General features: G+C 70.5%; 28 protein-coding genes and 2 pseudogenes. 11 read left to right on the forward strand and 19 right to left on the reverse strand.

The features are described from left to right. Nucleotides 1-5: 5 nt before the first annotated feature. Both ACIA5C_RS43205 and ACIA5C_RS43210 read right to left on the reverse strand, forming a co-directional pair. Nucleotides 6-1,907 (reverse strand): discoidin domain-containing protein, encoded by a 1,902-nt coding sequence (locus ACIA5C_RS43205; protein ID WP_396066049.1) that lies wholly within the window; start codon nt 1,905-1,907, stop codon nt 6-8. Between the two features lie 8 nt (nt 1,908-1,915). Continuing rightward, nucleotides 1,916-3,799, reverse strand: coding sequence for an RICIN domain-containing protein (locus tag ACIA5C_RS43210; RefSeq protein WP_396066051.1), 1,884 nt, complete (start codon nt 3,797-3,799; stop codon nt 1,916-1,918). Nucleotides 3,800-3,906: 107 nt separating this feature from the next. Between ACIA5C_RS43210 and ACIA5C_RS43215 the strand changes: the two genes are divergently transcribed. Next, nucleotides 3,907-4,941, forward strand: a complete 1,035-nt coding sequence (locus ACIA5C_RS43215) for a LacI family DNA-binding transcriptional regulator (protein ID WP_396066053.1) — start codon at nt 3,907-3,909, stop codon at nt 4,939-4,941. Here ACIA5C_RS43215 and ACIA5C_RS43220 read toward each other — a convergent pair. The 3 genes from ACIA5C_RS43220 to ACIA5C_RS43230 all read right to left on the reverse strand — a co-directional run bounded on the left by ACIA5C_RS43220 (nt 4,926) and on the right by ACIA5C_RS43230 (nt 7,884). Beyond that, nucleotides 4,926-5,324 carry a PLD nuclease N-terminal domain-containing protein gene (locus ACIA5C_RS43220; RefSeq protein WP_396066055.1) on the reverse strand — a complete coding sequence of 133 codons (399 nt, stop codon included), beginning with the start codon at nt 5,322-5,324 and terminating at the stop codon, nt 4,926-4,928. The two genes, ACIA5C_RS43215 and ACIA5C_RS43220, sit on opposite strands and share 16 nt — an antisense overlap. Nucleotides 5,325-5,369: 45 nt before the next feature. Continuing rightward, nucleotides 5,370-7,073 carry a lysine--tRNA ligase gene (gene lysS, locus ACIA5C_RS43225; protein WP_396066057.1) on the reverse strand — a complete coding sequence of 568 codons (1,704 nt, stop codon included), beginning with the start codon at nt 7,071-7,073 and terminating at the stop codon, nt 5,370-5,372. 133 nt (nt 7,074-7,206) lie between these two features. Beyond that, a complete protein-coding gene (locus ACIA5C_RS43230; RefSeq protein ID WP_396066059.1) occupies nt 7,207-7,884 on the reverse strand; it encodes a sensor histidine kinase in 678 nt (225 codons plus the stop codon). A 102-nt stretch (nt 7,885-7,986) separates the two neighbouring features. On the opposite strand from ACIA5C_RS43230, the gene ACIA5C_RS43235 reads away from it, so the two are divergent. Together ACIA5C_RS43235 and ACIA5C_RS43240 are read left to right on the forward strand one after the other, a co-directional pair. Continuing rightward, a complete protein-coding gene (locus ACIA5C_RS43235; RefSeq protein ID WP_396066061.1) occupies nt 7,987-8,526 on the forward strand; it encodes a hypothetical protein in 540 nt (179 codons plus the stop codon). Between the two features lie 21 nt (nt 8,527-8,547). Next, nucleotides 8,548-9,261: pseudogene (locus tag ACIA5C_RS43240) on the forward strand (ABC transporter permease); the annotation flags it as partial. Between the two features lie 172 nt (nt 9,262-9,433). Here the strand turns inward: ACIA5C_RS43240 and ACIA5C_RS43245 are convergent. Next, entirely contained in the window at nt 9,434-9,970 is a 537-nt protein-coding gene (locus ACIA5C_RS43245) for a hypothetical protein (protein WP_396066063.1), read from the reverse strand. Between the two features lie 99 nt (nt 9,971-10,069). Here ACIA5C_RS43245 and ACIA5C_RS43250 point away from each other — a divergent pair, with 99 nt between their 5' ends. Next, on the forward strand, nt 10,070-11,341 hold the full coding sequence (locus ACIA5C_RS43250; protein WP_396066065.1) for a PP2C family protein-serine/threonine phosphatase: 1,272 nt from the start codon (nt 10,070-10,072) through the stop codon (nt 11,339-11,341). Here ACIA5C_RS43250 and ACIA5C_RS43255 read toward each other — a convergent pair. Then, complete coding sequence (locus ACIA5C_RS43255) at nt 11,327-11,680, reverse strand: STAS domain-containing protein (RefSeq protein ID WP_396066067.1); 354 nt, start codon at nt 11,678-11,680, stop codon at nt 11,327-11,329. The genes ACIA5C_RS43250 and ACIA5C_RS43255 overlap by 15 nt on opposite strands. A 189-nt stretch (nt 11,681-11,869) precedes the next feature. Between ACIA5C_RS43255 and ACIA5C_RS43260 the strand changes: the two genes are divergently transcribed. Beyond that, the gene (locus ACIA5C_RS43260; protein ID WP_396066069.1) at nt 11,870-12,328 is read left to right on the forward strand and encodes an ATP-binding protein; all 459 of its coding nucleotides are present in this window, start codon (nt 11,870-11,872) and stop codon (nt 12,326-12,328) included. A 4-nt stretch (nt 12,329-12,332) separates the two neighbouring features. Further along, nucleotides 12,333-12,890: an AAA family ATPase gene (locus tag ACIA5C_RS43265; RefSeq protein ID WP_396066071.1), complete on the forward strand. Its 558-nt coding sequence runs from the start codon at nt 12,333-12,335 to the stop codon at nt 12,888-12,890. On the opposite strand, the gene ACIA5C_RS43270 is transcribed toward ACIA5C_RS43265, so the two are convergent. Then, nucleotides 12,883-13,095: a hypothetical protein gene (locus ACIA5C_RS43270; protein WP_396066073.1), complete on the reverse strand. Its 213-nt coding sequence runs from the start codon at nt 13,093-13,095 to the stop codon at nt 12,883-12,885. The genes ACIA5C_RS43265 and ACIA5C_RS43270 overlap by 8 nt on opposite strands. Nucleotides 13,096-13,192: 97 nt before the next feature. Here ACIA5C_RS43270 and ACIA5C_RS43275 point away from each other — a divergent pair, with 97 nt between their 5' ends. After that, the gene (locus ACIA5C_RS43275; protein WP_396066075.1) at nt 13,193-13,633 is read left to right on the forward strand and encodes a MarR family winged helix-turn-helix transcriptional regulator; all 441 of its coding nucleotides are present in this window, start codon (nt 13,193-13,195) and stop codon (nt 13,631-13,633) included. Here ACIA5C_RS43275 and ACIA5C_RS43280 read toward each other — a convergent pair. The 4 genes from ACIA5C_RS43280 to ACIA5C_RS43295 are packed head-to-tail and all read right to left on the reverse strand — an operon-like array spanning nt 13,630 to nt 16,488. Beyond that, nucleotides 13,630-14,064 (reverse strand): RDD family protein, encoded by a 435-nt coding sequence (locus ACIA5C_RS43280; RefSeq protein ID WP_396066077.1) that lies wholly within the window; start codon nt 14,062-14,064, stop codon nt 13,630-13,632. The two genes, ACIA5C_RS43275 and ACIA5C_RS43280, sit on opposite strands and share 4 nt — an antisense overlap. A gap of 9 nt (nt 14,065-14,073) precedes the next feature. Then, nucleotides 14,074-14,913 carry a hypothetical protein gene (locus tag ACIA5C_RS43285; RefSeq protein ID WP_396066079.1) on the reverse strand — a complete coding sequence of 280 codons (840 nt, stop codon included), beginning with the start codon at nt 14,911-14,913 and terminating at the stop codon, nt 14,074-14,076. Continuing rightward, nucleotides 14,910-16,184: a hypothetical protein gene (locus tag ACIA5C_RS43290; RefSeq protein ID WP_396066081.1), complete on the reverse strand. Its 1,275-nt coding sequence runs from the start codon at nt 16,182-16,184 to the stop codon at nt 14,910-14,912. The genes ACIA5C_RS43285 and ACIA5C_RS43290 overlap by 4 nt, the downstream gene beginning before the upstream one ends. Next, nucleotides 16,177-16,488 carry a DUF6403 family protein gene (locus ACIA5C_RS43295; protein WP_396066083.1) on the reverse strand — a complete coding sequence of 104 codons (312 nt, stop codon included), beginning with the start codon at nt 16,486-16,488 and terminating at the stop codon, nt 16,177-16,179. The genes ACIA5C_RS43290 and ACIA5C_RS43295 overlap by 8 nt, the downstream gene beginning before the upstream one ends. Before the next feature lie 54 nt (nt 16,489-16,542). Between ACIA5C_RS43295 and ACIA5C_RS43300 the strand changes: the two genes are divergently transcribed. From ACIA5C_RS43300 to ACIA5C_RS43310, 3 genes are all read left to right on the forward strand, one after another. Next, the gene (locus tag ACIA5C_RS43300; protein WP_396066085.1) at nt 16,543-17,004 is read left to right on the forward strand and encodes a fluoride efflux transporter FluC; all 462 of its coding nucleotides are present in this window, start codon (nt 16,543-16,545) and stop codon (nt 17,002-17,004) included. Further along, nucleotides 17,001-17,360 (forward strand): fluoride efflux transporter CrcB, encoded by a 360-nt coding sequence (crcB, locus tag ACIA5C_RS43305; protein WP_396066087.1) that lies wholly within the window; start codon nt 17,001-17,003, stop codon nt 17,358-17,360. Before ACIA5C_RS43300 ends, crcB begins: the two co-directional genes overlap by 4 nt. 105 nt (nt 17,361-17,465) lie before the next feature. Next, nucleotides 17,466-19,064 (forward strand): cellulose binding domain-containing protein, encoded by a 1,599-nt coding sequence (locus tag ACIA5C_RS43310; protein WP_396066089.1) that lies wholly within the window; start codon nt 17,466-17,468, stop codon nt 19,062-19,064. A 92-nt stretch (nt 19,065-19,156) separates the two neighbouring features. On the opposite strand, the gene ACIA5C_RS43315 is transcribed toward ACIA5C_RS43310, so the two are convergent. The 6 genes and pseudogenes from ACIA5C_RS43315 to ACIA5C_RS43340 form a co-directional block, all read right to left on the reverse strand. Further along, the gene (locus ACIA5C_RS43315) at nt 19,157-19,441 is read right to left on the reverse strand and encodes a GIY-YIG nuclease family protein (protein ID WP_396066091.1); all 285 of its coding nucleotides are present in this window, start codon (nt 19,439-19,441) and stop codon (nt 19,157-19,159) included. A gap of 538 nt (nt 19,442-19,979) precedes the next feature. Next, a pseudogene (locus ACIA5C_RS43320) lies at nt 19,980-20,639 on the reverse strand (DUF6884 domain-containing protein); the annotation flags it as partial. A gap of 13 nt (nt 20,640-20,652) precedes the next feature. Continuing rightward, the gene (locus tag ACIA5C_RS43325) at nt 20,653-20,850 is read right to left on the reverse strand and encodes a hypothetical protein (protein WP_396066093.1); all 198 of its coding nucleotides are present in this window, start codon (nt 20,848-20,850) and stop codon (nt 20,653-20,655) included. After that, nucleotides 20,850-21,263 carry a class I SAM-dependent methyltransferase gene (locus tag ACIA5C_RS43330; protein ID WP_396066095.1) on the reverse strand — a complete coding sequence of 138 codons (414 nt, stop codon included), beginning with the start codon at nt 21,261-21,263 and terminating at the stop codon, nt 20,850-20,852. The genes ACIA5C_RS43325 and ACIA5C_RS43330 overlap by 1 nt, the downstream gene beginning before the upstream one ends. 11 nt (nt 21,264-21,274) lie before the next feature. Beyond that, nucleotides 21,275-21,883, reverse strand: coding sequence for an HD domain-containing protein (locus ACIA5C_RS43335; RefSeq protein WP_396066097.1), 609 nt, complete (start codon nt 21,881-21,883; stop codon nt 21,275-21,277). 55 nt (nt 21,884-21,938) lie between these two features. Continuing rightward, nucleotides 21,939-22,889 (reverse strand): endonuclease/exonuclease/phosphatase family protein, encoded by a 951-nt coding sequence (locus ACIA5C_RS43340; protein WP_396066099.1) that lies wholly within the window; start codon nt 22,887-22,889, stop codon nt 21,939-21,941. Between the two features lie 140 nt (nt 22,890-23,029). Between ACIA5C_RS43340 and ACIA5C_RS43345 the strand changes: the two genes are divergently transcribed. Continuing rightward, nucleotides 23,030-23,881 (forward strand): oxidoreductase, encoded by an 852-nt coding sequence (locus ACIA5C_RS43345; protein ID WP_396066101.1) that lies wholly within the window; start codon nt 23,030-23,032, stop codon nt 23,879-23,881. Here ACIA5C_RS43345 and ACIA5C_RS43350 read toward each other — a convergent pair. Next, nucleotides 23,860-24,597 carry a hypothetical protein gene (locus ACIA5C_RS43350; protein WP_396066103.1) on the reverse strand — a complete coding sequence of 246 codons (738 nt, stop codon included), beginning with the start codon at nt 24,595-24,597 and terminating at the stop codon, nt 23,860-23,862. The genes ACIA5C_RS43345 and ACIA5C_RS43350 overlap by 22 nt on opposite strands. Between the last annotated feature and the right edge of the window lie 384 nt (nt 24,598-24,981).

The following is a 24,981-nucleotide window of genomic DNA, read 5'->3' on the forward strand; positions in this document are numbered from 1 at the left end:
GTCCGCTAATTGTTGTACGCGCGTACGTCGGCGACCGACCACCAGTTGTCCGGCGCCGCCGTGGTGAGTGTGATCCGGACGTACCGCACCCACCGGCCGTGCAGGTCAGCGGTCGTGAACTGTCCACTCCCGACACCGTGGCCGACCGCGGTCGTCCAGTGCTTGCCGTCGGTCGAGACCGTTACGGCATAGCCACGCGGATAGTCGCCGGTCGACACCCCGGTGTCGAAGACGACGTCACCGACCGAACGCACCCGGCCCAGATCGACCTGCAGGTACTGCCCCGGCTGCTGACCGGTCCCGGTGCTGAACCGGGTGCTCGCGTCGTCGTCGGCCGCGTTCGCCGGCACGTCCCCGGTCGCCGGCGCCGGGTCGGCGGTCGCGGTCCACCCGGCCGGGTCGACCGGCCGCGGCGTAGCGAACCGCCCCTTCCAGACGAAGGTGGCCAGCGCCCCGCCGGGCAGCGTGTAGGTGAACGCCCGGTCGCCCTCCCGCACGGCGAACGTCTGCGGGTTGTCGTTCTCGTTGTGCGCGACCAGCACCGTGCTGCCGTCCGGGTTGACGAACGCCACGTCCATCACCTGACCATTCCAGCCGGTGGTGCCGAACGAGGTGCTGGCGACGCGCCGCGCCCCCGGCTGCAGGAAGCGGGCCACGTGGCCGAGCGTGTAGTACTCGGCGTTGCGGGTCACCGTGCCGTCCGGAGCCACGGTCAGCACGCCCGTGCAACCGGTGCACCCGTTGGTGTGCGGGCCGCCGGCCGGGTCGAGCGCGATGTTCCAGTTGACGACGCTCTTCGCCCAGTTCCGGGTGTTGCCGATGATCAGGTTGCGGGCGTGCCACTTGAGCGTGTCCGAGAACGTGTTGGCTGGATCGCCGGACTGGCTGCCCGAGCATTCGGTGAAATAGATGTCCTTGGCCGGGAACTGGTTGTGCAGCGCGGTCATCGCGCTCGGGTCACCGGAGTAGCAGTGGTAGGCCGTACCGGAAATCCACTTCGCGGCCGGCGACGCGAGCAGGTTCTGCGGGTAGTGGTTGATGTCGGCGGTCTCGTCCGGCGGCGTGTTGCCGACGTCGCCCGGGTGCTCGGTCCAGTTGTGGTCGTAGCCGAGGATCCTGGTGTGCAGGCCGGCCGCACGCAGCATCGGGCCGAGCTGCTCGATGACCTTCGCCTCCTGCACCGAGCCCATGTCGGTGCCGGGAATCGACGGCGTGACGTTCTGCGGCTCGTTCTGCACCGACAGGAGGTCGATCGGTACGCCCTCGGCCCGGTACGCCTGCACGAACTTGACGAGGTAGGCGGCGTACGCCCGGTAGATCTCGGGCTTGTCGATCAGCCGTCCGCCGATCGTCGAATCGCCGGTCTTCATCCAGGCGGGCGGGCTCCACGGGGTGGCCATCACGGTCAGGTGCGGGTTGAGCCGTTCGGCCTGGCGCAGGAGCGGCAGGATCTGGCTCCTGTCGTGGGCGACGCTGAAGTGCCGCAGGCCGTAGTCGGTCTGACCGGCCGGCACGTCGTCGTAGGTGTAGGGCGGCTCGTCGGTGAAGTCGGAGGCGCCGATCGGCTGGCGCAGGAAGTCGATCCCGTCGGCTTTGAAGAGCGAGCTCATCGCCGCGTCGCGGGCCTGCTGATCCAGGCCGTAGAGAACCGCGGCCGACGAGTCGGTGATCGACGCGCCGAAGCCGGTCATGCTCTGGAAGCCGCGTCCGGGGTCGACCACGACGGTGGGCACGGTCGTTGTGGGACCCCCGAATGCCACGGTTCCCTTGTCAGCCAGCAACTGGCTGCCGTCGGGCGTGGTGATCCAGACGCGGGCGGTGGGAGTGGGTGCTGGGTGGCCGAAGGCCGGCACCGGGGCGATCAGGGCGATCACTCCGGCACCGGCCGCGGCTGCGGAACGGAACAACGCGACTCCTAACTCTGTGCCGTGATTCGGAAGCTCTGCGCGTTACCGCCGGAGCAGGCCCATTGCTGGAGCAGAGCACCGTCGGCTATGGACACATCCGTCACATCGAGGCAGTTACCGGTGTTGTTGCGGGGCGAGAAGCTGTACGTGCCGTCCGGGTGCGCGACGGCCTGCCACTGCTCGTTGGTGCCACCGCCGTACGCCCAGACCTGGACCTTGACCCCGTTGCCGGTGGCCCCGGCACCGCCGGTCACGTTCCAGGCCTGGGTGGCGGCGTTGCGCGCGACGATCTTGTAGAAGCCGCTGTCGGTCGGCTGGAACTGCCACTGCTGGCTGGTATCGCCGGCCGTGCAGGCCGATTGCTGGAGGGCGGTGCCGTTGGCGGTCGAGCCGTTGGCCGCGTCGACGCATTTGCTGCTGTTGGCGTTGGCCACCGTGTACCACTTGGTCGGGTCAAGGCCGCCACTCGAAGAAGTCCCGGGCGTCCAGACAAACGTCGCGACCGAGCGCGCGGGCAGGGTGTAGGTGAACGACTGCCCGTTCTCGCTGACGTTGAAGGTGTTGCTGCCGCCGCCGGCGTTCTGCACGAGGAGGACGTGGCTGCCGTCCGGGTTCTTGAAGGCGACGTCTTCCAGACCGCCGGCGCCGAACGAATTGGAGTCGATGCGCACCGCGCCGGGCTTCACGAACTTGCTGGCCTGGCCGAGCATGTAGTACTCGGCGTTGTAGCTGACGTTCGATCCGTTGACCGTGACCACACCGGTGCAGTTGGTGCAGTTCATCGACGGGCCGCCGTTCGCATCGAGCGCCATGTTCCAGGTCAGCACCGACTTGGCCCAGTTGCGGGTCGTGTTGATCATCAGGTGCTCGGTCTGCCACATCAGCGTGTCGCCGAAGGTGCTGTCGTCGTTCGCCGACCTGGTGCCCGAGCACTCGGTGAAGTAGGTGTCCTTGTTCGGGTACGCGTTGTGCACCTGGGTCTGCGCGCTCACGCCGTTGGCGTCGCTGTAGCAGTGCCAGGCCGTACCCGCGGTGTAGTTGCCCGCGTTGGCCAGCACCGTGGTCGGATAGCCGGGGTCGTCCCAGTTGTGGTCGTACCCGAGGATCTTCGTGCTCAGGCCGGCGTTCTGGATCGCCGGGCCGAGGTAACTGTTGATGAACGTCGCCTCGTCGCCGGCCGGCCATTTCATGCCCGGGTAGTTGCCGGGGTCGTTGTCCGGTTCGTTCTGCGGGGTCACCAGCGAGATCGGGATGCCGGCCGCGGCGTACGCCTGAATGAACTTCACGAAGTAGTTGGCGTAGGCCGTCCGGTTGGCCGCGGTCAGCACGCCGCCGACCATCGAGTTGCTGGTCTTCATCCAACCGGGCGGGCTCCACGGCGTGCCCATCACGGTCGTCGCCGGGTTGAGCTGCTTCGCCTGCTGGAGGATCGGCAGGATGTAGGCGTTGTCGTGCGCGACCGAGAAGTGCGACAGCGACGTGTCACCGGCGGTGTCGTCGTAGCTGTATGTCGACCGCGAGTAGTCGGACGCGGCGATCGGCTGGCGCAGGAAGTTGAGCCCGGCGCCCGAGTTGGGGTCGAACAGCTGGCTCATGATCGCGTTGCGCTGCGGCGAGTTGTAGACCAGCCAGGCCGAGGAGTCGGTGAACGAGGCACCGAAGCCGACCATCGACTGGTACGTGGTGTTCGGGTTGATCGTGATCGTCTGGCCGCCCGAGCCGCCACCGGCGTTGAAGGTGGCTCCGGGTTGGGGGGAGAGCTTGAGGGTCTTGTCGGCCGTGGTTTCCACGACCGACACCGCGGGGCCGGCGGCTTGCGCGGGCGTTTGGACGGCGACGAGCGCGGTGCCGGCCAAGGCGACCGCGCCGACCGAAGCGAGGATGGATCTCATGGGGACTCCTCGTCGTGTAACAACTGAAACATTTGGGGGATGTTTCTGTTACACCGAGGAAACCAAGGCGAAGTCAGACCTGTCAATGACCAGCTACGCTGCAATTCATGAAACAAGGGCCTGTAACAAATCGCCGTGTCACGGTCCGCGATCTCGCCACCCACACCGGCATGTCGATCGCGACCGTCTCCCGCGCGCTCAACGATCAGGCCCACGTCGCCCCGGAAACCCGCGACCTGATCCAGCGCGCCCTCTCCGAACTCGGCGGACCCGGACCGCGGCGGCGCTCGGCACCGGCCCGCGCGACCGGCGCAATCTATCTGCGCTGCCCGTACCTTCTGACCGACTACTTCGGACTGATCGTGTCGTCGATCGCCGAGACCCTCGACCTGCACGGACGACCGGTCGTGCTCAACGCCGGCGAGTCGGCCCAGCACGCCTCGGTGCTGCCGACGCTGCCGACCAGGGCCGGCATCGCCGGGGCGATCATCGTGCTGCCGCCCGAGCCCGGGACGGAACTGGTCGCTCTGCAGTCGGCCGGCTTCCCGTTCGTGATCGTCGACCCGCGGGAAGAGGTCCCGCGCGACATCGCCGCCGTCTCGGCCTCCCACTTCGCCGGCGCCCGCAGCCTCACCGGTCACCTGGTCGAACTGGGGCACCGGCGGATCGGGCTGATCGCCGGACCGGACAACTGGCAGGCCAGCAACGCGCGCCGGGCCGGCCACAACTCGGCGCTGGCCGACGCGGGCGTGCTGCCCGACTCGGCACTGGCCCTGCCCGGCGAACCGACCGTCCACTTCGGGCACTTCGCGGCCCGGCAGTTGCTCGCGCTGCCCGACCGGCCGACGGCGCTGGTCTGCTTCAACGACAAGGCGGCGTCCGGGGCGCTGGCCGCGGCGGCCGAACTCGGGCTGCGGGTGCCGGACGACCTGTCAGTGGCCGGTTTCGACGACATCGACCTCGCCCAGGCGACCAGCCCGCGGCTGACCACCGTGCGGCAGCCGCTGCAGGAAATGGGCCGCATAGCGGTCAGCCTGCTGATCCGGCTCCTGGAACGGCACCGGCTCGACGCGTTGCACGTCGAGCTGGCCACCGAGTTGATCGTGCGAGGCTCGACCGGGCCCTGCTATGCGCCGTCCTGACGCCGCCGCAGCTCTTCCTCGCGACGTCGCAGGTCGGCCTCCCAGTCCTTGAGCAGGGTCTCGTCCTGCTTGCGGGAGGCCGCGAGACCGCGCAGAAACTCCGGGTCATCGTCCGGGGCGACCGACCGCCGAGGACGCTGCGACTCGGGGAAACCGCTCCCCGGACGCCACACCTCGCCGCTCGACAGCCGAACCGGACGGGCCGGTCGTCCGGCGATGAACCAGGCGATTCCGCCGATCGGTGAGAACAGGAGGATCAAGAACACCCACGCGACCCGGGGCAGCGCCCGAATCGCGTACTCCTCGACCGAAAGGCAGTCGATCAGCGCCACCACCATCAGCGCGAGATCGATCAGAAAGAACATCGAATAGAGCCGAATCATGGCGAAGATGCTCCCAAAAAACCCGGCCCCCCGCGGACCCGCTTTTCAGCTGCCGCTGAGCAGCACCCGCACCCGGTCGGCGCCGGTCGCCAGCAGCAGCGTGGGCAGCCGGGGGCCGGTCTCCTTGCCGACCAGCAGGCGATAGAGCAGCACGAAGAACGTCCGCTGCACGGCCTTGAGCTCGGCCGTCGGCTTCACGTCCATGGGCAGGCCCAGCATCTGCTTGGGCACGCCGTAGACCAGCGTGGTCAGCCCCTCGAGCGACCAGTGCTCGCCGAGGCCGGCCAGCAGCAGGTCGAGCGAACGCCGCTGATCGGCGCCGAGTGAGTCGAGCAGTTCCAGGTCGGGCTTGTCGAGCACCCGGGTGCGCTGGTCGACCGGCAGCTGCCCGGTCGCCCACGCGGTCGCCTTGTCGAGCCGCGGCCGCACCTCGTCGAGCGACTCGATCGGCCGCGCCGGGTCGATCTCGTGCAGGATGCGCAGCATCTGGGTCGGCTCGCCGGTGGTGATGTCGGCGACCGAGGCCAGCATGCGGTAGGGCAGCGGGCGCGGCGTCACCGGCAGCTCGATCTCGGCGGTACGCCGGGCCCGGTCGTAGGCGATCGCGTCGGCCGGCGGCGCGGTGCCCGCGGCGGCCTTGGCGGCCAGCGAGTCCCACTCGTCGTAGAGCCGCTGTATCTCCTGGTCGAACGCGACCTTGAACGACTGATTGGGCCGGCGACGGGCGTACAGCCAGCGCAGCAGCGGCGCCTCCATGATCCGCATGGCGTCGGCCGGGGTCGGCACGCCGCCCTTGGACGAGCTCATCTTGGCCATGCCGACGATGCCGACGAACGCGTACATCGGGCCGATCGGCTGCTCGCCGTCGAAGACCTCCTTGACGATCTGGCCACCGACCACGAAGGACGAACCGGGGGAACTGTGGTCGACGCCGGACGGCTCGAACACCACGCCCTCGTAGGACCAGCGCATCGGCCAGTCGACCTTCCAGACCAGCTTGCCGTGGTTGAAGTCCTTCAGCAGAACGGTCTCGGAGTGGCCGCAGGCGCCGCAGGTGAACGACATCTCGGTCGTCTCGTCGTCGTATGCCGTGACGGTCGTGAGGTCCTTGTTACACGCGGTGCAGTAGGGCTTGTAAGGGTAGTAGCCGGTGGCCGACCCGCCGTCGTCCTCGCTCGCCGCGCCCGAGCCCTCGGCCGCCTCCGCCGCTGCCTCGTCGGTTTCCCGCTTCGAAACCGGGGCCTTGGTCCGGTAGCGCCCGAGGATCTCGTCGATCTTCGCGCGCTGCCTCATCGCCAGCAGAATCTGGTCGCGGTAGGCACCGCTCGTGTACATCGAAGTCTGGCTGATGCCCCGGAAGACCACCCCGAGCTCGGCCAGCGAGTCGATCATGGCGGCCTTGTAGTGCTCGGCCCAGTTGGGGAAGGCGCTGCCGGGCGGCGCCGGGACCGCGGTCAGCGGCTTGCCGATGTGCTCGGCCCAGGCCTCGTCGATGCCGGCCGGTACCTTGCGGTAACGGTCGTAGTCGTCCCACGAGATGATGTGCACGCACTCGCGCCCGCGCCGCCGGATCTCGTCGGCGACCAGATGGGGGGTCATCACCTCGCGCAGGTTGCCTAGGTGGATCGGCCCGGACGGGCTCAGCCCCGAGGCGCAGACAATCGGTTTTCCGGGCGCCCGGCGATCGGCCTCGGCGATCACCTCATCGGCGAAACGGCTAACCCAGTCGGACTCGACGCTGCTGGTCATCGGACGGTCAATCCCTTCGGCATGTAAACACCGGGCCGGGCCGCACAGCCGCTCGGCCCGGTGTTTATGAACTCCGGTCCCATTCTGGCAGGTGCCGCACGCGGGTTTTCAGCGTGTGCAAACCACCGGGAGATCAGCGCGGCAACCGCAGGCTGAACGTCGAGCCCGCGCCGGGGTCGCTGGTCACCGTGGCCGTGCCGCCGTGCGCCTCGATCAGCTTCCGCACGATCGACAGGCCGAGCCCGCTGCCACCGGTCTGCCGGCTGCGCGACTTCTCGGCCCGCCAGAAGCGCTCGAAAACCAACGCCCGCTCCGCGGCCGACAACCCCGGTCCGGTGTCAGCGACGTCGATCACGTGCGCGTCTGATTCCGTACGCGCGGAAACCGCGACCGATCCACCGGCCGGTGTGTGCCGGATGGCGTTCGTGACGAGGTTGCCGACCGCCTGGCGCAGGCGGATCGGATCGGCCGTGACCAGAGCCGGCGGCGCGTGGACCGTCAGCGTGACCCCGGCCCGGTCGGCCGACGCGGCAAAGGCGTCGGCGACCGCCGGCAGCAGATCGGCGAGATCGATCGGCTGCGGATGCAGCCGTAGCTCGCCCGCGTCGGCCGCGGACAGGTCCTGCAGGTCGTCGACCCGGGGCATCATCACGTCGAGCACCATGAGGTCGGGCGGGTTGCGCCGCGCCTCCTCGAGCGCCGCCCGGCCGTCGCCGACCACCACCACCGCGTGCCCCTCATGCTCCAAATAGCGCCGGGCCAGCTCGGCCTGCTTCGGGTCGTCCTCCGCGACCAGCACATATGCGCACACGGCGGCGAGTCTAGGCGCCCTTCACGGCCGCAAACCCACTCAGCACGGGACCACTACCGGATGACAACGGGATCCTGACAAGTCCTGGCCAGTGTGCTGGCCATGCGTCATCTCCGGCTCCTGTCGCTCGCCCCGTTGTTTCTGGCCGCCGCCTGCAGCTCACCGGCGGCGGCTCCCCAGGTGGCCTCGCTGGCCAGCGCGGCACCTTCCGCCTCCGCCCCGGCCTCGGCGCCGGCCCGTCCTCAGCTTCGGCTCGACACCAGCGATACCGAGTCCAGCCGTCTGTTCACCGCCTATGACGATTGTCTGGTCGCACACGGCGTGAAGGTGAACCCGGTCGACCAGGCCGGGCCGGCCGGGCCGGGACGCCGGCTCGACCAGAGTGGCGAGCCGAAGTCGGCCTACGTGGCCTGCCAGTACAAGTTGCCGCTGCAGCCGCCGGAACTCGACGAGGACAAGAACCCGAACTACGCCGCGCAGTGGAACGACAACGTCAAATGCCTGCGCGCGCACGGCATGATGGTGCGAGTCACCAAGCCGGGCGAGTGGACGTGGGACTCGTCGGACACCGTGGTCCCCGACAACGAGTCCGAGCTCGAGCACACCTGCACGCTCGAGGCGTTCGGTCATGGCTCGAAGTAGCGTGATCGCTTCCGCAAACCCGGCCAGCAGATCAGCATCGGCAACCGCTGGTTCACCGTGATCGGCATCCTGGCGCCGGTGCCGCTCGCCACCGACCTCGACCAGTCGGTGCTGGTCGGCTGGGACGTCGCCACCTACCTGCTCGGCTTCGACGGCCACCCGACCGTCCTCTATGTACGCTGCCTCGAACCGGCCCTCGAGCAGGTCCGGGCGGTGCTCCCGGCCACGGTCAACCCGCAGCTGCCCGGCCTGGTGCAGGTGAGCCGCCCGTCCGACGCGCTGATCGCCAAGCGGGCCACCGAGTCGGCCTTCGGCGCCCTGCTGCTCGGCCTGGCCGGAGTGTCACTGCTGGTCGGCGGCATCGGCGTAGCCAACACGATGGTCATCTCGGTGCTGGAACGCCGCCGCGAGATCGGCCTGCGGCGGGCCCTGGGAGCCCACCGCGGCCAGATCAGAATCCAGTTCCTGGCCGAGTCGATCGCGCTGGCCGCGATGGGCGGCGCGGCGGGCACGCTGCTCGGCGTGGCGGGCACGCTGCTCGGCGTGGCGGGCACGCTGCTCGGCGTGGCGGCCACCACCGGGTACGCCACGTGGCAGAACTGGCCGGCCGTCATCCCGGTCTGGGCGGTGGGCGGCGGCATCGGCGGCGCCCTGGTGGTCGGCGTGGTCGCCGGCGTCTACCCGGCGATGCGTGCGGCCCGCCTGGCGCCGACCGAGGCGCTGGCCGCCACCTGACGCCTCTCCGCAACGTCGCCGTCCGCGCGGCGCCGGCCGCGCGGCACCGTCCGCACGGCGCCGATCCCGCGGCACCGATCCCGCGGCACCGCTGGTGGGGCACCGATTCCGCGGCACCGCTGGTGGGGCGTCCATTTTCCGGCGCCGTTGCTGGGGCGCCGTTGCGCGGCAGTCAGTCGCAGGGCGCTCCGATCGGCAGGCGGACGTGCTGGCTTCGGCCGCCGGCCCGGATCAGCAGCGGCACGCAGGCCGGCTCGTTCAGCCAGGTGCCTCCGGCAAATGCCGTCCAGGGCCGGCTGCCTTCCCGGCAGGCGGTTATCCGTACGCTCGCCGCCGGCACCGCCGAACTTCCCCAGCCGATCAGGGCCGGCCCGGACTCCGCCGAGACCTCGGCCGTCTCCCCGGTGCGCACCAGGAGCCCCCACTTGGCGAACAGTTCGGCCGCCGGCTCCCCGGACGTCGCCACCCCCAGAACCCGATCGGTCGGCACCGCGACCACGGCGGCGACCACTCGATAGCCGTCACCCGGCGCATCCACCTGCCCGGCCGGCTCGGTGCACGGCGACGCTGAGGCACTGGCCGCGGCTGAGGCACTGGGCGGCGAGGATATGGCCGGCGCTGAGGCACTCGGCCTGGGGGCCGGCTCGCCGCCGCAGGCCGCCACCGCGAGGAGAAGACCCGCTCCGACCGCCGCACCCCGGTTGCCCATCTCCCGATCCTGGACGCAATTCGCGGCGCGGGGAAGGGCGGTCCGGTGATCGGCCGGTGATGGCGCGGCCGACCACCGCTACTCTCGTACGCTGCAGGGGTGGAGAGCAATCCGGGGCGGATATTGGCCGGCATCCTGGACGCAGCGGAGAACGCCGCGCCGGTGGACGCAGTGGAGGCGGTCACGCGTGACCTGGCAACGGCACTCGACGCGCGTACGGTCTCTTTCCTGATCGCCGATCTCAGCGGGCGGGCGCTGGTCCGGCTGGCGCAAGCCCCGGCCGTCGAGGGCGGCGGCAGCCGGCGGGCGGGTGACGAGGTCGCGACGGTTCTGCCCTTCGACGGCGGCCCGGCCGAGCAGGCCCTGCGCACTCAGACGCTGCAGGTGCTGTCGGGAACCGACGGATGGACGGTGCTGGCGCCGGTGACCGACCGCGGCGAGGTGATCGGCCTGCTGGAGATGGTCCTGCCGCACGAGCCGGCGGCGGACGTGCTGCGGGAGATAACGCGCACGGCGCACGCGCTGGCATTCGTCGTGATCGCCAACCGGCGGCACACCGACCTGTTCGAGTGGGGGCAACGCACGGCGCCGTTCAGCCTGTCGGCCGAGATTCAACGCCGTCTGCTGCCGGGCGCTTTCACCTGCGAAGCCAGCGCCTTCACACTGTCCGGTTGGCTGGAGCCCGCGGCCAGCATCGGCGGCGACACCTTCGACTACAGCCTCGCCCGCGACGTGCTGCATTTCAGTGTCACCGACGCGATGGGGCACGGGGTGGCCAGCGCGCTGACGGCCACTCTCGGTGTGGGCAGCCTGCGTAACTGCCGCCGCCGCGGGGCCGGTCTGGTCGAGCAGGCCGACGCCACGAACGCCGCCATCGCGCAGCACTCCGCCGTGCCTGGCAGCTATCTCACTGCGGTCCTGGGCCGCCTCGATCTGCGCACCGGGAACTGCTCGCTGCTCAACGCCGGTCACGTGCCGCCGCTGCTCGTCCGCGACGGCAACGTCCGGGAACTGGCCCTAACCGGCAACTTTCCCCTGGGCATGTTCCCCGAGGCCACCTTTGGTGCCGAAGAAATCGCTCTGCGCCCGGGTGACCGCCTGGTCGTGATCACCGACGGCATGCGGGAGCGCAAGGCCGCCGGCGTCGACCTGTCGGCACGATTGCGCGAGATGGCGACGCTGCATCCGCGGGAGGCCGCGCGGTCGTTGGCGGACGCCGTGCTCGAGGTCGCCGGCCCCATGCTGGCCGACGATGCCACCCTGCTGATCTTGGATTGGCACGACGGGCACAACGAGAAAAGGCGCACCAGGGCCGGCGCCGAGCAGACGCGGACCAGCCCCGCCCTGCCGGATGCGCTACCCGCCGGTTGACATCATGACCGCCTCGGCCGCCTCGACGGTGTCGAATACGTCGATCACGCGATCGACCGAGGTGATGCTGAGGACGCTCCGCACGGCGGGCTGCACCCCGGCGAGGCGCAGGTTGCCGCCGACGTCCCGCAGCGCCCTGAACACGATGACCAGCGTGCCCAGGGCGCTGGAATCCATGAAGCCGAGCCCTTTCGCATCGACCACCACCTGGCGTTCCCCACCGTCGATCAGCCTTTGCAGGCTTTCCCGCAACTGCGGAGACGTTGCCATGTCCAGGTCACCGCGAACTTCCACCACCGCGCAGCCTCGGCCCGGCCTGGTCTCCACCAGCAGATCCACGAGGACCTCCCGCCTGATCGAATGCTCGGCCCAACCCTAGGCGGCCGGTAACCGGACTGCCGCGCAACCCACACCGATCGTTTGGCGTTCCCCGGCTTGGGTAGAGCCGTCCATGGCCGGCGCCACGTCCGCGTACTGCGCCCCAGGTGGACGTGGTCCGACAGGCCGGGCCGGGTGAGGAGGAGCGCAGTGCACCTCAGCATGACGCTGTCGTTACCGCGGCAGCCGACCTCCGTGACCTGCGCCCGCCAATTGCTCATCACGCTGCTGGGTCTCGCCGGCGCCGAATCGGACGTGCGTGACCACCTCGCCGTGGTCATCTCCGAGGCGTGCGCGAACGCCGTGATGCACTCCGATCCCGACAGCACGGTCGATGTCGCGGTCGTCATCGAGGACGACGACTGCCTGATCGAGATCGGCAACCGCGGCACCTCTCCCGACGGCCTCGGATTCAGTGCCGGCCTGCCCGATCCACTCACCGTCGGCGGGCGTGGACTGCCGCTGATCGCGGCTCTTGTCGACCACGCCGCCTTCGTCGCCGCATCGCCGGGCCACGTGCTGCTGCGCATCCGGAAGCATCTCGCCGGCACCGGGCACCGCGCCGACGTCCCGGCTTCCGACCGCGTCGGTCCCGGCACGGCATCATGAACGGATGCCACCGGCGCCGACGCTGATCGTGATCCGGGGAAACTCGGGCAGCGGCAAGACGACCGCCGCCCACGGGGTGCGCCGGCGCTACGGGCGGGGCTGCGCGCTGGTCGAGCAGGACTATCTGCGCCGGATCGTGCTCCGGGAGCACGACGTCACCGACATGGGTGCGGTGGCGCCGGAGTTCATCACGGGCACCGTACGCAACCTGCTCGACCTGGGCTATCACGTCGTGCTGGAGGGGATCCTGCACCGGGAGCGCTATGCCGGCGTGTTGAACCGGCTGATCGGCGGGCACCGCGGACCGAGCCACGTCTACTACTTCGACGTGCCGTTCGACGAGACGGTGCGACGGAACGCCGACCGGGGTTTCACCGTCGACGAGACCCGCGGGTGGTGGGCTCCGGACGACCGGCTCGGGGTGTCCGGCGAGCGGGTGCTGACCGCGCCGGGGGCCGAGGACGCGGTCAGCACGATCCTGCACACCAGCGGGCTGGCGTCGGCCGCCGCATTGACGCCGTGTCCGACCCGGTGCCCCCGGTGCGTCGGCCGGCTCAGCTAGCGCTGCGGGTGGCGCGGGCGCGTTCGCGCTGCTCGCGGGTGTAGCGCTTGCGGTTCTCCAGGTCGCGCTTCCACTGCTCGCGGGCATCCTCGTCGCAGCCCTGCACCGCGCCCTTGACCTGGGCGGGCCCGATCATGGAACGGAACGCCCAGTCGTCGAACGTGCGGTGCCACCAGTTCGAAAGCCGTCCAGGGGTCTCGGCCACCGGTTTCTCCTAACTGCCTGGCCATCAATGCTTGGTCTGCCAATGGTTGGTACACCAACTATCGGTACACTAACCGGTGAAGTGAGGAGACAACAAGGTGAGTGAGCTGACTGACACCGACCCGCTGGCCCTGGAGCAGCAGGTCTGCTTCGCGCTCTCGGTTGCCGCGCGCAGCGTCGTGGCGCTCTACCGTCCGCTGCTCGAACCGATGGGCCTCACCCACCCGCAATACCTGGTGATGCTCGCACTCTGGCAACACGCCCCGCTCTCGGTGCGCGACCTGAGCCGCCTCCTGCAACTCGACCCGGGCACCCTGTCGCCGCTGCTCAAGCGGCTCGAGGCGATCGGCTACCTGCGCCGCGAGCGCGACCGGGCCGACGAGCGCAGCCTGGCGATCACCCTGACCGAGAGCGGCCGGGCGCTGCGGGCCCGGGCCGAGCAGATCCCACCGGCCGTGGTGTCGAGGCTCGGGATGCCGATCGAGGACCTGCAGCGCCTGCACACGTCCCTGACCCAGGTGATCGCCGCCGCGCATTAACTCCGGATGACCAGCGTGTCGGCCGCCATGTCGCCGAGACGCCGGCGCCGGTCGCCGCAGATCACCACGATCCAGCCCAGCAGGTAGCCCCCGATACCGTCGATGATCCGCAGCAGGGTGCGAATCAACGCGGTGAACAGGCCCGGGGTGCGGCCGGTCTTGGCGTCGATCACCCGGATGCCGGTGATCAGCTTGCCGACCGTACGCCCGAAGAGTCCCTCGAGCAGCACGTAGTAGAGCAACGCCACGACCACCCAGCCCAGGCCGGCCTTCGAGGTCAGCCGGGTGAAGTCGAGATCCGAGTCGTAGTGGCCGCCGAACACCCCGGTCGACAGCCGGTAGAGCACCCCCAGCACGAAGCCGTCGATGATCGTCGCGACGATGCGCCGGCCGGTCACCCGCACCTCGACGCCGCCCTGCAAGTAAGCCATGTCCGCCCCCTAAACGCGCTCGAGGTCGGCGCAGCGCCGCCCCAGCGTCTCGACGCGTTTGATCAACGCGTCGGGGTCGACGGTATCGACCTCGCGCACGAGGTCGGCGTAGTCGGAGGCGAGACGGCGATACTTGCGCTCGGCCGCCGCCCGGAGGGGCTTGGCGTCGAGGTCGACGATCCGCTGGGCGAGCGCGGCGACCGCGGCGCTCGCCTGCCCGGTCTTGTCGGCCGCGGCCGATCGGCGTACGTCCCGGGCCGCGGCCGCCCGGCCGGCCCGGCGGCCGGCGACGTACAGGAAAGCGGTGCCCAGCAGCACCGCGGCCAGGGCCGCGACGGCCACCAGGTAGCGCGGCAGCGACGGGCTGATCGTGCGGGCGCCGTCGGGGACGCTGCCCGCCTTGACCAGCAGGTCATAGTTGACCGCGGCCACCTTGACCGCGCCGAGCGGCTCGTCCTCGAAGCCGTCCACGCCCTGCGAGATGAGCTGCTCGGAGACGAACGACTTGCCGAAGTCGCCGCCGAACGAGGCACAGCCGTACTTGTCGAACCCGTCCTTCTTGCGGCTCAGCACCAGCACGAGCGTGCCCTCGGCCGCCCGCTGGACGCCGTGACAGGTCGACGAGAGGTCGGATCCGGGCGCCGGCAAGATGACGACCAGGCGGCGGTTGCCGATCACCCGTTCGGCCGCCGCCCAGTCCAGCCCGGTGCCCGGCGCGGCGTAGACCGACGAGGTGCGCACCTGCTTGGCGATCTTTCCGTCAAGGATGCCGCCCGACCAGAGCGCCCAACCGGCCAGGATCAGGCAGGCCGGCACCGCCAGCGCGAACGGGTTGAGACAGCGCCTCATCGCAGGTAGTCCTCCGGACGGAAGCCGGTGAACGGCAGGGTGCGGGCCGCATCGTCCAACTCGGACTCGGCGGTCGCGAGCAGGTCGCGTACGTGCGAATCGGCGAGATCGTCGTCGAGCGCGCCCCGCGCCGCCGTCAAGGCGGCGATCCCGCGGGTCAGCGCGGGATCGCCGGCCCGGTCGGTGAGCAGCGACATCTCCACCGCCAGGGCGGAGAGCGCGGCGAGCCGGGCCGGGGTCCCGGCGCGGCGGACGGCCGGCGGACGCCGCATCGACCGCACCGACAGCGCCAGGAAAATCAACACACAAACCGCGAACACCCAGGGCAGGGCGGGCAATGTCACCCGCAGCGGGTCGAAGGGCCGGTACGGCAGCGGCCGGTCGAAAAGCCCCGCGTACCGCACGTCGGCCACCCGGGCCAGGTACGCATTGAGCACGGTCTGCTGCGAGTAGGCGTAGCTGCTCAGCCGGTCGCCGAACTGGCCGTAGAAGCTGGCCGAGGCCACCTCGGCGAACTCGGCCGCCGACGGTCCGTCGTATTCGATCCAGTCGCCGTACACGACCACGATCGGCGTGCCCGGGTAGAGCCGGGCCAGCGCCGGGCCGTAGCGCGGCATCGGCTTGCCGATCGGCTGCTGCGGCAGCGTCACCACCAGCACCGATGCGCCCGGAAAGGCGGCCGAGCCGGTGATCCGCCGCGCCCCGGCCGCGAGCGCGGCGGTTTCCGCGGGCGACGGGTCGCGGCGCTGCAGCAGGTCGGGGCTGCTGGGCAGCGGCTGGTCGGCCAGCCCGGCGATCAGCGTGAGCAGCTGGGCGGTGACGTCGCCGGTCGCGAACTGCGGCCGCCAGTCCGCCGCCGCGGTGCCCGAGACCTGGTAGATGCCACCGCTGACCTCGGTGCCGAGGATCCGGATCGTGGCCGCGTCGACGTCGCGGACCTTGTCCTGTTCGGCCTCCGGCAGGCCGGGCGGGGCGACCAGGATGCGGGTGTCGGTGGCACCACTGCCTGCGCTCAGGATCGCCGCGCGTACACGTGCCTCGTCCCAATGGGCGACCGAACCTTCAAGCCGGACCACCGGGTTGGCCTTGACCAGCGCGGTCATCTGCTCGACCGTCGGGACGGTCGCGCCGCGGACCTCGCCGGCCTCGGGAACGTTCGCGGTGGCCGGCGACTCGGCGTAGCTGACATGGGTGGTCTGGCGTTGCGCGATCAGAAAGACGATCAGGGAGGCGGCGGCAGCGAGAAGAAAGACCCAGCGGAGGTTACGCACGGGTGGCCGCTCGCCACAGCCCGTCGGCCTGCCGGGCCCAGTCGGCCGCCTGGGCCGCCGCGTCCGGGCCGCCGTGCCGGGCGGCCAGCAACTCGGCCCGCAGCAGCAACTGCTCGGCCTCGGGGACGGAGACCGGGGTGGCGTCGCGGCTCACCCCGGCCGTCTCGATCGCGGCCTGCGCCGCCGACCACGCGGTGCGGCTCGTGGCCGCCCGGGCTCGTCGCTTCGGAAGCAGCGTGGTGAGGAAGCCGGCCAGGCCGAGGATCACCGCTCCGACCGGCCAGAGCACCCAAGCGAACCGCATGTGACCAGCCTAGGCGGCGGTGATCCAGGTGAACGTCGCTGGTTAGGGTAACGCGTGACCGAACACGTCCCGGCGCCGATGGACTCCGACGTCGACCTCCACGTGGACGCCCCCGCACCCCGCCTTCTGCCGGTGCTCGGCGCGATCTCGGCCGGCGGCGTGCTCGGCGCCCTCGCCCGCGACGGCGTGGCCACCGCCTGGCCGCATCCGGCGTCCGGCTTCGCCTGGTCGACCTTCGTGATCAACGTGACCGGCTGCCTGCTGATCGGCGTGCTCATGGTGATCGTCACCGACGTGCTGCCGCACCGCCGCCTCGTACGGCCCTTCCTGGGTGTCGGCGTGCTCGGCGGCTACACCACGTTCTCGACCTACATCGTCGACATCCACAAGGCCGCCTCGGCCGGTGCTCCCTGGGTCGCCCTGGCCTATCTGGCCTCGACCCTGATCGCCGCGGTGCTCGCGGTCTGGGCCGGCACCACCGTCACGTCCCTTCTCGTACACCGGCGAGCCCGATGACCGTTCTGCTGGTCGCGCTCGGCGCGGCCATCGGCGCACCCCTGCGCTTCCTCACCGATCGCGCGATCCAGTCCCGGCACGACTCGGTCTTTCCCTGGGGCACGCTGACCGTCAACGTCGTCGGTTCCTTCGTCCTGGGCCTGCTGGCCGGGCTCCCGGCGAGTGCGCCGGTGGCGGCTTTATTGGGTACGGGGTTCTGCGGCGCCCTGACCACCTATTCGACGTTCAGCTACGAGACGTTGCGGCTGGCCCGGACCGGGGCCCGGTTCTACGCGGCGATGAACGTGGTGGCCTCGATCGTGGCCGGCTTCGGTGCCGCCTCGGTCGGTCTGGTGATTGCCCAGGCGGTCAGCTGAGCGCGGGGCGCACCCCGGCACATCATTGACTTATTTCAATGGGTTCCTCGACACTGGACACTCGGAACTGGGAGCGCTCCCATGATCCGTTTGAAAGGAGTTCCCGTGACCATCCGCCCGACAGCCCTCGTCCTCGCTGCGGCGGCGCTGGCGGTCACCGGAGTGCTGGCTGCTCCCCGAACACCCGCCGCCGAGGCGGCCGCCGTACAGGTGGCCGCCGCCGGCGTCGAAGACGAGGGCGCCAACTGCTCCGTCCCCGGCCTGCCCGACGCCGGCTCGCTGCCCACCAACGCCAAACTCCCCGACCCGTTCAAAAAACTCGACGGCACCCGGATCACCTCCACCGGCGACTGGACCTGCCGCCGCGAAGAGATCAAAAAACTGGCCGAGAAATTCGTGTACGGCGAGAAACCGGCCCGACCGCAAACCGTCAGCGGCACCGTGACCAGCACCAACATCACGGTCAACGTGTCCAACCAGGGCAAGAGCGCCAGCTTCTCGGCGTCGGTCAGCCTGCCCAGCGGCACCGGCCCGTTCCCGGCCGTCGTCGTCCTCGGCGGCCTCGGCGCCGACACCGCCACGATCAAGGCCGCGGGCGCGGCCATCATCAACTACGACCCGTACGCCGTGGGCAAGGAAGGCACGCCCCGCACCAACAAGCAGGGCGCCTTCTACACCCTGTACGGCTCGTCCAGCCCGACCGGCCTGCTGATGGCCTGGGCCTGGGGCGTCAGCCGGATCATCGACGTGATCGAGCAGTCCGGCGGCACCGTCCTCAACGCCGACGCGACCGCGGTCACCGGCTGCTCCCGGTTCGGCAAGGGCGCGTTCGTGATCGGCGCGTTCGACCAGCGGATCGCGCTGACCATGCCGATCGAGTCGGGCAGCGCCGGCGTGCCGATCTTCCGGGGCATCCCCGGCGAGGGCGCGCAGAGCTTGAGCAGCGCGTACGGCGAGCAGCCCTGGCTCGGCGACGCCTTCGGGTCGTTCACCGCCAGCCCGTCCCGGTTGCCGGTCGACACCCACGAGATGGTCGCGATGGTGGCCCCGCGCGGACTGTTCATCATGGACAATCCGCACATCGTCAACCTGGGCCCGAAGTCGGGCAGCGTGGCCGCGTTGGGCGGGGCCGAGGTCTACAAGGCTCTCGGCGCCGGCCCGAACATCACCTACTGGTCGGACATCCAGGACGGCAACCACTGCGCGATCCGGCCGGAGTGGAAAACCCCGCTGACGCAAACCATCCAGAAATATCTGACGAAGACCGGAAATGCGGCAGGCTCGTTCCACATCTCGAGCGCGGCGTCCGGCCGCCTCTCCGACTGGATCGACTGGACCACCCCGACGCTAGGCACCGGCCCGACCTCACCGCCGCCGACCACACCCCCACCCACGACGTCGCCGCCAGGTGATGCTGGCTGCACGGCTGCCGTGTCACTCAATTCTTGGACCGGCGGTTTCGTGGCAACCGTCCGGGTGACCGCCGGCTCGTCCGCGATCAACGGCTGGCGGGTCAACCTGACCCTGCCCGCGGGCGCCACCATCTCGAACGCCTGGAACAGCAACCACTCCGGAAACTCGGGCGCGGTCCAATTCACCAACGTCAACTTCAACGGCCAGCTGACCGCGGGCGCCTACACCGAATTCGGTTTCCAGGCCACCGGAAACAGCAGCGCCATAGCCCCAGCCTGCACCACCGCCTGAACAGCCGGCCCCCACCCGCTTCCGGGTGGGGGCTGGATTCGAACCCGTGAACTCCTGATTGAGATTCCGGCGAGCCAGCCGGGCAACGCTTTTTACGGCGTACGGAAAGACCGGCGAAGCGCGCTGAGCCGGACCCGCAGCGAATTCCGCGGCATGCCTTGCAGATTGAGCGGCGGGTCGATCTCGGCCAGCACCAGTTCCTCGAGCCGCCCGAGAGTGTCCCGGTCGTCATAGCGCACCGTCCGCACCTTCAGGTGCTGCCCCATCCAGCCGGTGAGGGCAGCCTCGTCGATGCGGCCGGCGCCGGCCGCGGTGGCCAGGACCGCGCCCAGCGTGCGGCGGAAGGTGGAAAACTCGTGGTTCCCGCCCAGGTGCATGCCCGCGATGCGTGACCACAGCGTATTGGTCGACCGGGCGCCGCTGGGCCAGCGGGTGGCGCCCGGCCAGCCCGGCGTAGATGAGTCCCGCCTCGACCCGCTCCTCCAGCCCCCGGGACAGATCCTCGGCCCCGGACGAGTCGACCCACCAGCTGTAGAGGCCAGGCACCTTCAGCCCGGCCCCCGCCCCGGCCAGGAAGTCCGCCGGGCTGACAGCCGAGCCGGCATCGAGCAGCGGGCCAATCAGCTCGGCGGCGACCGCCGCCAATTCGTCATCGCCTCGTTCGGCTGCAGCCAACGCAGGTTCGCTGCCCGGCAGCGCGACAGCCGACCCGCGATCGCCGTCCAACAACGCAACAGCCGGCACGGAATCGCGGTCCAACAACGCAACAGCCGGCACGGAATCGCCGTCCAACAACGCAACAGCCGGCACGGAATCGCCACCCAGCAACGCAACGGCCGAGGCGGGATCGTCGCCCGGCGGGTCGGCGGTGGCCGGCGCTGCTTCGGCCGCCCGCGGCTGGTTGTCGTACCAGGCCAGCCGGGCGCCGTGCGTCAGACCCCGCAGCCGGTTGACGGCCAAGGCGCCCTTGGACCGCAGGTGATCTGCGACGGCATCGACATAGACCGCACCGGCGTGGATCTCCACCACCCGCCCGGCGAGCGGGCCCGCTAACAGGTCGAGGCGCTCCACCACCCAGCGCCCCCAGGCCGCCCGATAGCTGGCGGGTGTCGTCGGGAGATACCGCTCGTACGGCTCGATCAGCTGGTCGGGCGAGACCAGGCCATACTCGGCCGACAGGATGAACCACCGGCGCCCGCTCCGCTCCGCATAGGCGCGGCTCTTCCGAAACAGCGGCGAGACGTAGAGGTCACGCGCGAGCGCGGGCCGGTCCAGCTTCGACTTGACGCACGTCACCAGCACAATGTCGGTGGCCCGCGAAACCGGCTGCGGTGCGGACGGCCGCCGGGCACCGGCGCGGGCGAAGGTGACGGACCGGCCAAGGTCGAGATCGGCCAGGGCGTAGCCGGCTGAGCGCCACACCCCGACGTGCGAGCGGTCGCCCGACCACCAGGCTCGATATTCGACCGCCGACGGCGGAAGGGCGCCGACGATCCCTTCCAGCTCGGGCCAGGTAAGCCGGACCGAATCCCCCGCCCGGGTGAGAACTTCGCTGAGCGCGTTCCACCGTGCCATTTCAACCCCCGGGTCAGCTGGCGAAGAGGACGCCGCCCGGTTGGGGGTCGTCGGGTTCGAGGCGGAGGTCGATGTCGATGGTGAAGCCGGCCTGGCGCAGCCCGGCCGCGACCTGCTCGGCCGTACGCCGGTAGACCGTCACCCTCATCGGGTGGCCGCCGTAGCCCTCGGTCTTCCAGGTCTCGCCCGTGCCCAGATTGAAGCCGACCATCAGCGTGCCCCCCGGCGGAGCACCCGGCGGAACTGGGCGAACACGCCGGGGATCTCGTCGTCGGGGACGTGGATCAGGGACCACCAGGCGAGCAGGCCGCCCAGCGAATCGTCGGGGAACGGCAGGTCGGTCATCGAGCCGACGCGGAAGGTGCAGTCCGGGTACTCGCGCTCGGCGACCGCGATCATGCCGGGTGAGAGGTCGATGCCGCTCACGTCGACGCCGAGGCCGCGCAGGTAGTGGGTGATGCGGCCGGTGCCGCAGCCGACGTCGGCGACCGGGCCGTCGGCCAGTTCGGCGAACAGCCGGAGGATGCCGCGCTGGTCGGGGGCGTCGGCCAGCGCGTCGCGCAGCATCTCGGAGTAGCTTTCGGCCACCGTGTCGTACGACTCGCGCGTATCGCTGATCCACACGAGCGAAGACCCTAACCGGCCACCCAGGCTCGGGCGACGGCGTACGACGGGCGGCCGAGGCGGGCCAGGCGCGCGTCCACCCGGCGTACGGCCTCGCGCAGGCGCCGCTCGCGGCGCGGGTGAGCCGCGGCGTTGGGTGAGTCGGGCCCGTGCCGTTGAAGCATTTCGAGGAAGCGCTGGTCGAGCGTCATGCTCTGGCCGTCGGGACCGATCGTCTGGTCGGCGTAGGCCAGGGCGTCGGCCACCGGGCGGGGACCGTCCGGGAAGTCGGACAGCGCGCCGGTGAGGCCGCGGACCTCGGCGATGCAGTCGGCGCCCGAGTGGTGGGCGACGAGCCCAGCCAGCTCGACCGGCCAGTCGTGGGCGTGGAGGTAGCGGGCGGCGTCGAGAGGGTGGAAGCCGGTGGCGTGCACGGACGACGCGTAGCCGATGTCGTGCAGCCACGCGGCCGAAACCAGCGTGTCGGCCTCGTCGGAGGTGGCGAGCGTGATGCTCACCGCCTCGGCGCGCTGGGCGACCCGGACGGTGTGCCGCCAGCGCTGGGGCAGCCCGGCGAGCAGGATCTGGGCAAGATCCCGCGCCTCGCGGACCATCCGCGCCGGCCCCTCGATCAGACTCACGCGGTACACCGTAACGAATTGATCACATTGCGTCAGTAGCGTCCCACGGTGCGAGTCAGGAATCTCCGGTGACCGCCGCGCCCGCGCCGCCCGTGCCGAAATCGGCCAGCACGGCCCGGTGGTCGCTGCCGGGAGCCTTGACCACCCACGACCGTCGAGTGGTCAGGCCGCGCTCGAGGATGTGGTCGGGCCGCACCACCGGGAAGGCGGCCGGCCAGGTGAAACCGAACCCCGACCCGGCCTCCTTCTGGCTGTCGGCCAGCGGGGCGAACTCGTGGAACAACCGGTCGGTGGTCGCCGTGTTGAGGTCGCCGGCCAGGATCAGCCGCTGACTCGGGTCGGCGTGGGCGGCCGCGGCGAGGGCTGCGAGCGTACGGTCGCGGCCGGCCGTCTCGTCGGCCCGGGCCGACGCGAGATGCGCGGCGATAACCCGGATTTTGCCGTTGCCGGTGGCGACGGTCGTGGCGATCGCCCGCGTCCAGCCGATGTGAATGTCGACCGGTTCGGTGTCGGAAAGACGAAACCGACTGAAGATCGCGACCGTTCCGGTCTCGGTGTGGTGCGGGTACGCGTCGTCCAGGGTCCTCGTGACCGTGCCCCGGTTAGCCTGCGTGACTTCCTCGAGCACGATGATGTCGGGCTGCTCGGCCACCAGCGGCGGCAGGGCCTCGCCGGGCGTCGACCGGCCCAGGTTGAGCGAGGCGACCCGCAGGTCGCGGGAGCCCGGCCGGGAGTGATCGGCCAGCGCCGGGACGAACATGACCGCCCAGATCACGGCCGGCACCAGCGCGACGGCGATCACCGCGACCCGTCGGGTGACAACCGCGACGATCAGCAGGAGCGCAGCCGGTGCGGCCAGCCAGGGCAGGGCACTCTCGAGCAGCGAGCCGGGCGAACCGGGTACGGCCCGGTGCGCGACCAGCAGCAGGCTGAGTACCGCCGCCGCGCCACCGAGGATGACCAGAGGAGCCGGCCCTCTCCTGGCGCGACCGCCGAATCCGCCCATCGTGACCTCCTTTACGGCATTACGGGCCAACCGTAGAGAGCCACCCCATGATCATGACTCCCCAATCCGTGCCGCCCTGGAAGATCGGCAAAGCTACGCCGAACGGCGCCGCGCCCCGGGCGCCTGACATTCTGGAGGACATGTCACTTCGCTTGGCCGACGACCTCACCCTCACCCGCATGGGATACGGCGCGATGCGCCTCGCCGGACCGATGGCGTGGGGTCCACCCGACGACCTCGACGAGGCCCGGCGCGTTCTCCGTACGGTCGTCGAATTGGGCCTCACCCACATCGACACCAGCGACTACTACGGCCCGCACAGCGTCAACGAGCTGATCCGTTCGACGCTCGCGCCCTACCCCGCCGGCCTGCACCTCGTCACCAAGGTCGGCGCCCGCCGCGGCCCCGACCGCTCGTGGCCGGCCGCGATCTCCCGCGCCGAGCTGATCCAGGCCGTCCACGACAACCTCGACCATCTCGGCCTGCCGGCGCTCGACGTGGTAAACCTTCGCATGACCGACGCCGACGACATCGCGACACCGTTCGCGGTCCTCGCCGAACTGCGGCAGCAGGGCCTCATCCGGCACCTCGGCGTCAGCAACGTCAGCCTCGACCAGGTCAAAATCGCGCGCGACATCGCGCCGGTGGTCACCGTGCAAAACTTCTACAACCTGGCCGTACGCGGCGACGACCCGCTGGTCGACTACTGCGCCGAAAACGGCATCGCGTTCGTCCCGTTCTTCCCGCTCGGCGGCTTCCAGCCGCTGCAATCGGACACCCTCGACACGGTCGCGGCCGGGCTGGGCATCACCGCGATGCAGGCCGCGCTGGCGTGGCTGCTCCAGCGGTCACCGACGATGCTGCTCATCCCCGGCACATCGTCGGTCACCCACCTGCGCGAAAACGTCGCGGCAGCCGACATCACCCTGCCCGCCGAGGCGATCGCCCAGCTCGACGCCATCGGCGGCCTTCAGCCCTCATCGGAGCGGTAGAAGGCATTGGCCCGGGCCGCCAGACTGTCGGTGGCGGCCCGGCTGGTCAAGAACGCGGCCAGCAGGCTGACCCCGGGCAGATAGCGGTTGATCAGGCGGAACACACTCCACCCCCCGACCTGCCCGGAAATCAGCCGGCCAAGCCGCCACGCCCCGGCCCGCAGGCCACCGCCGTCCTCGTCGTAGGCCGGGCGCCGGGCGGCAGCCACGGCCGCCTCCGCGGCCTCCCGATCAGGGTGGACCCCGGTGAGAACCAGCAGATCAACCGCCCGCTGCGGGTCGGCCGGATCTTTCCCGTACGCGGCGGCCACGTGCAAAATCAGCTCGGCGTGAGCGACCGCGGCCGTCCCGGTCAGCACCATCGGCGCGTACGACCCGGCCACCGCCCCGAAAACGCTGCCCAGGCTGCCGACCCGCGAAAACTGGCTGGTCGCGAGCCGGGCCAGGGCGGCACGGCCGGCGTTCGGATAGTCACGCCGGGTGCGGACAATCCACTCCTGCGCCCGCGGCCCGATCGACTGGACCGCGGCGAGAGCAAGCAGCTCAGGGGCGTGAGCGGGGTCAGCAACCAGCTGAGCCCAGGCGTCGGTATGGGCGGGCGCCGCCTCCTCGGCTTGCGGCGGGGCAAGCTCGGTCTCCAGGGCGGGCGCAACCGCCTTCTCGCGAGACGAGGCAGTGGGGGTTGTCGCCCGCCGCTCGGGAACCGGCGCGCCCAAGGGGTCCCTGGCCGCCGGCTCGGCAGGCGCTGACCGCGCGGCGGGGGCTGCCGGCTCACCCGGATCGACCGGCGTAGCGGAGACCACCGGCGCTGTGCCTGCGGACGGCGCGGCGGTGTCGGCCGGCGCCGTGGACCCGGTTTCTACGACCGGTTGGCCAGAGGCGACCGGCTTGACGGACGGCTCGGATTTCGCGGGCTGGATCGGCTTGACAGACGGTTCCGGCCTCGCCGGTGGGATCGGCTTAACAGATGGCTCCGGCCCCGCAGGCGGGATCGGCTTAACAGATGGCTCCGGCCCCGCAGGCGGGATCGGCTTAACAGATGGCTCCGGCCCCGCAGGCGGGATCGGCTTAACAGATGGCTCCGGCCCCGCAGGCGGGAT

Source organism: Actinoplanes sp. NPDC051343, assembly GCF_044455125.1.
Classification (GTDB): Bacteria; Actinomycetota; Actinomycetes; order Mycobacteriales; family Micromonosporaceae; genus Actinoplanes.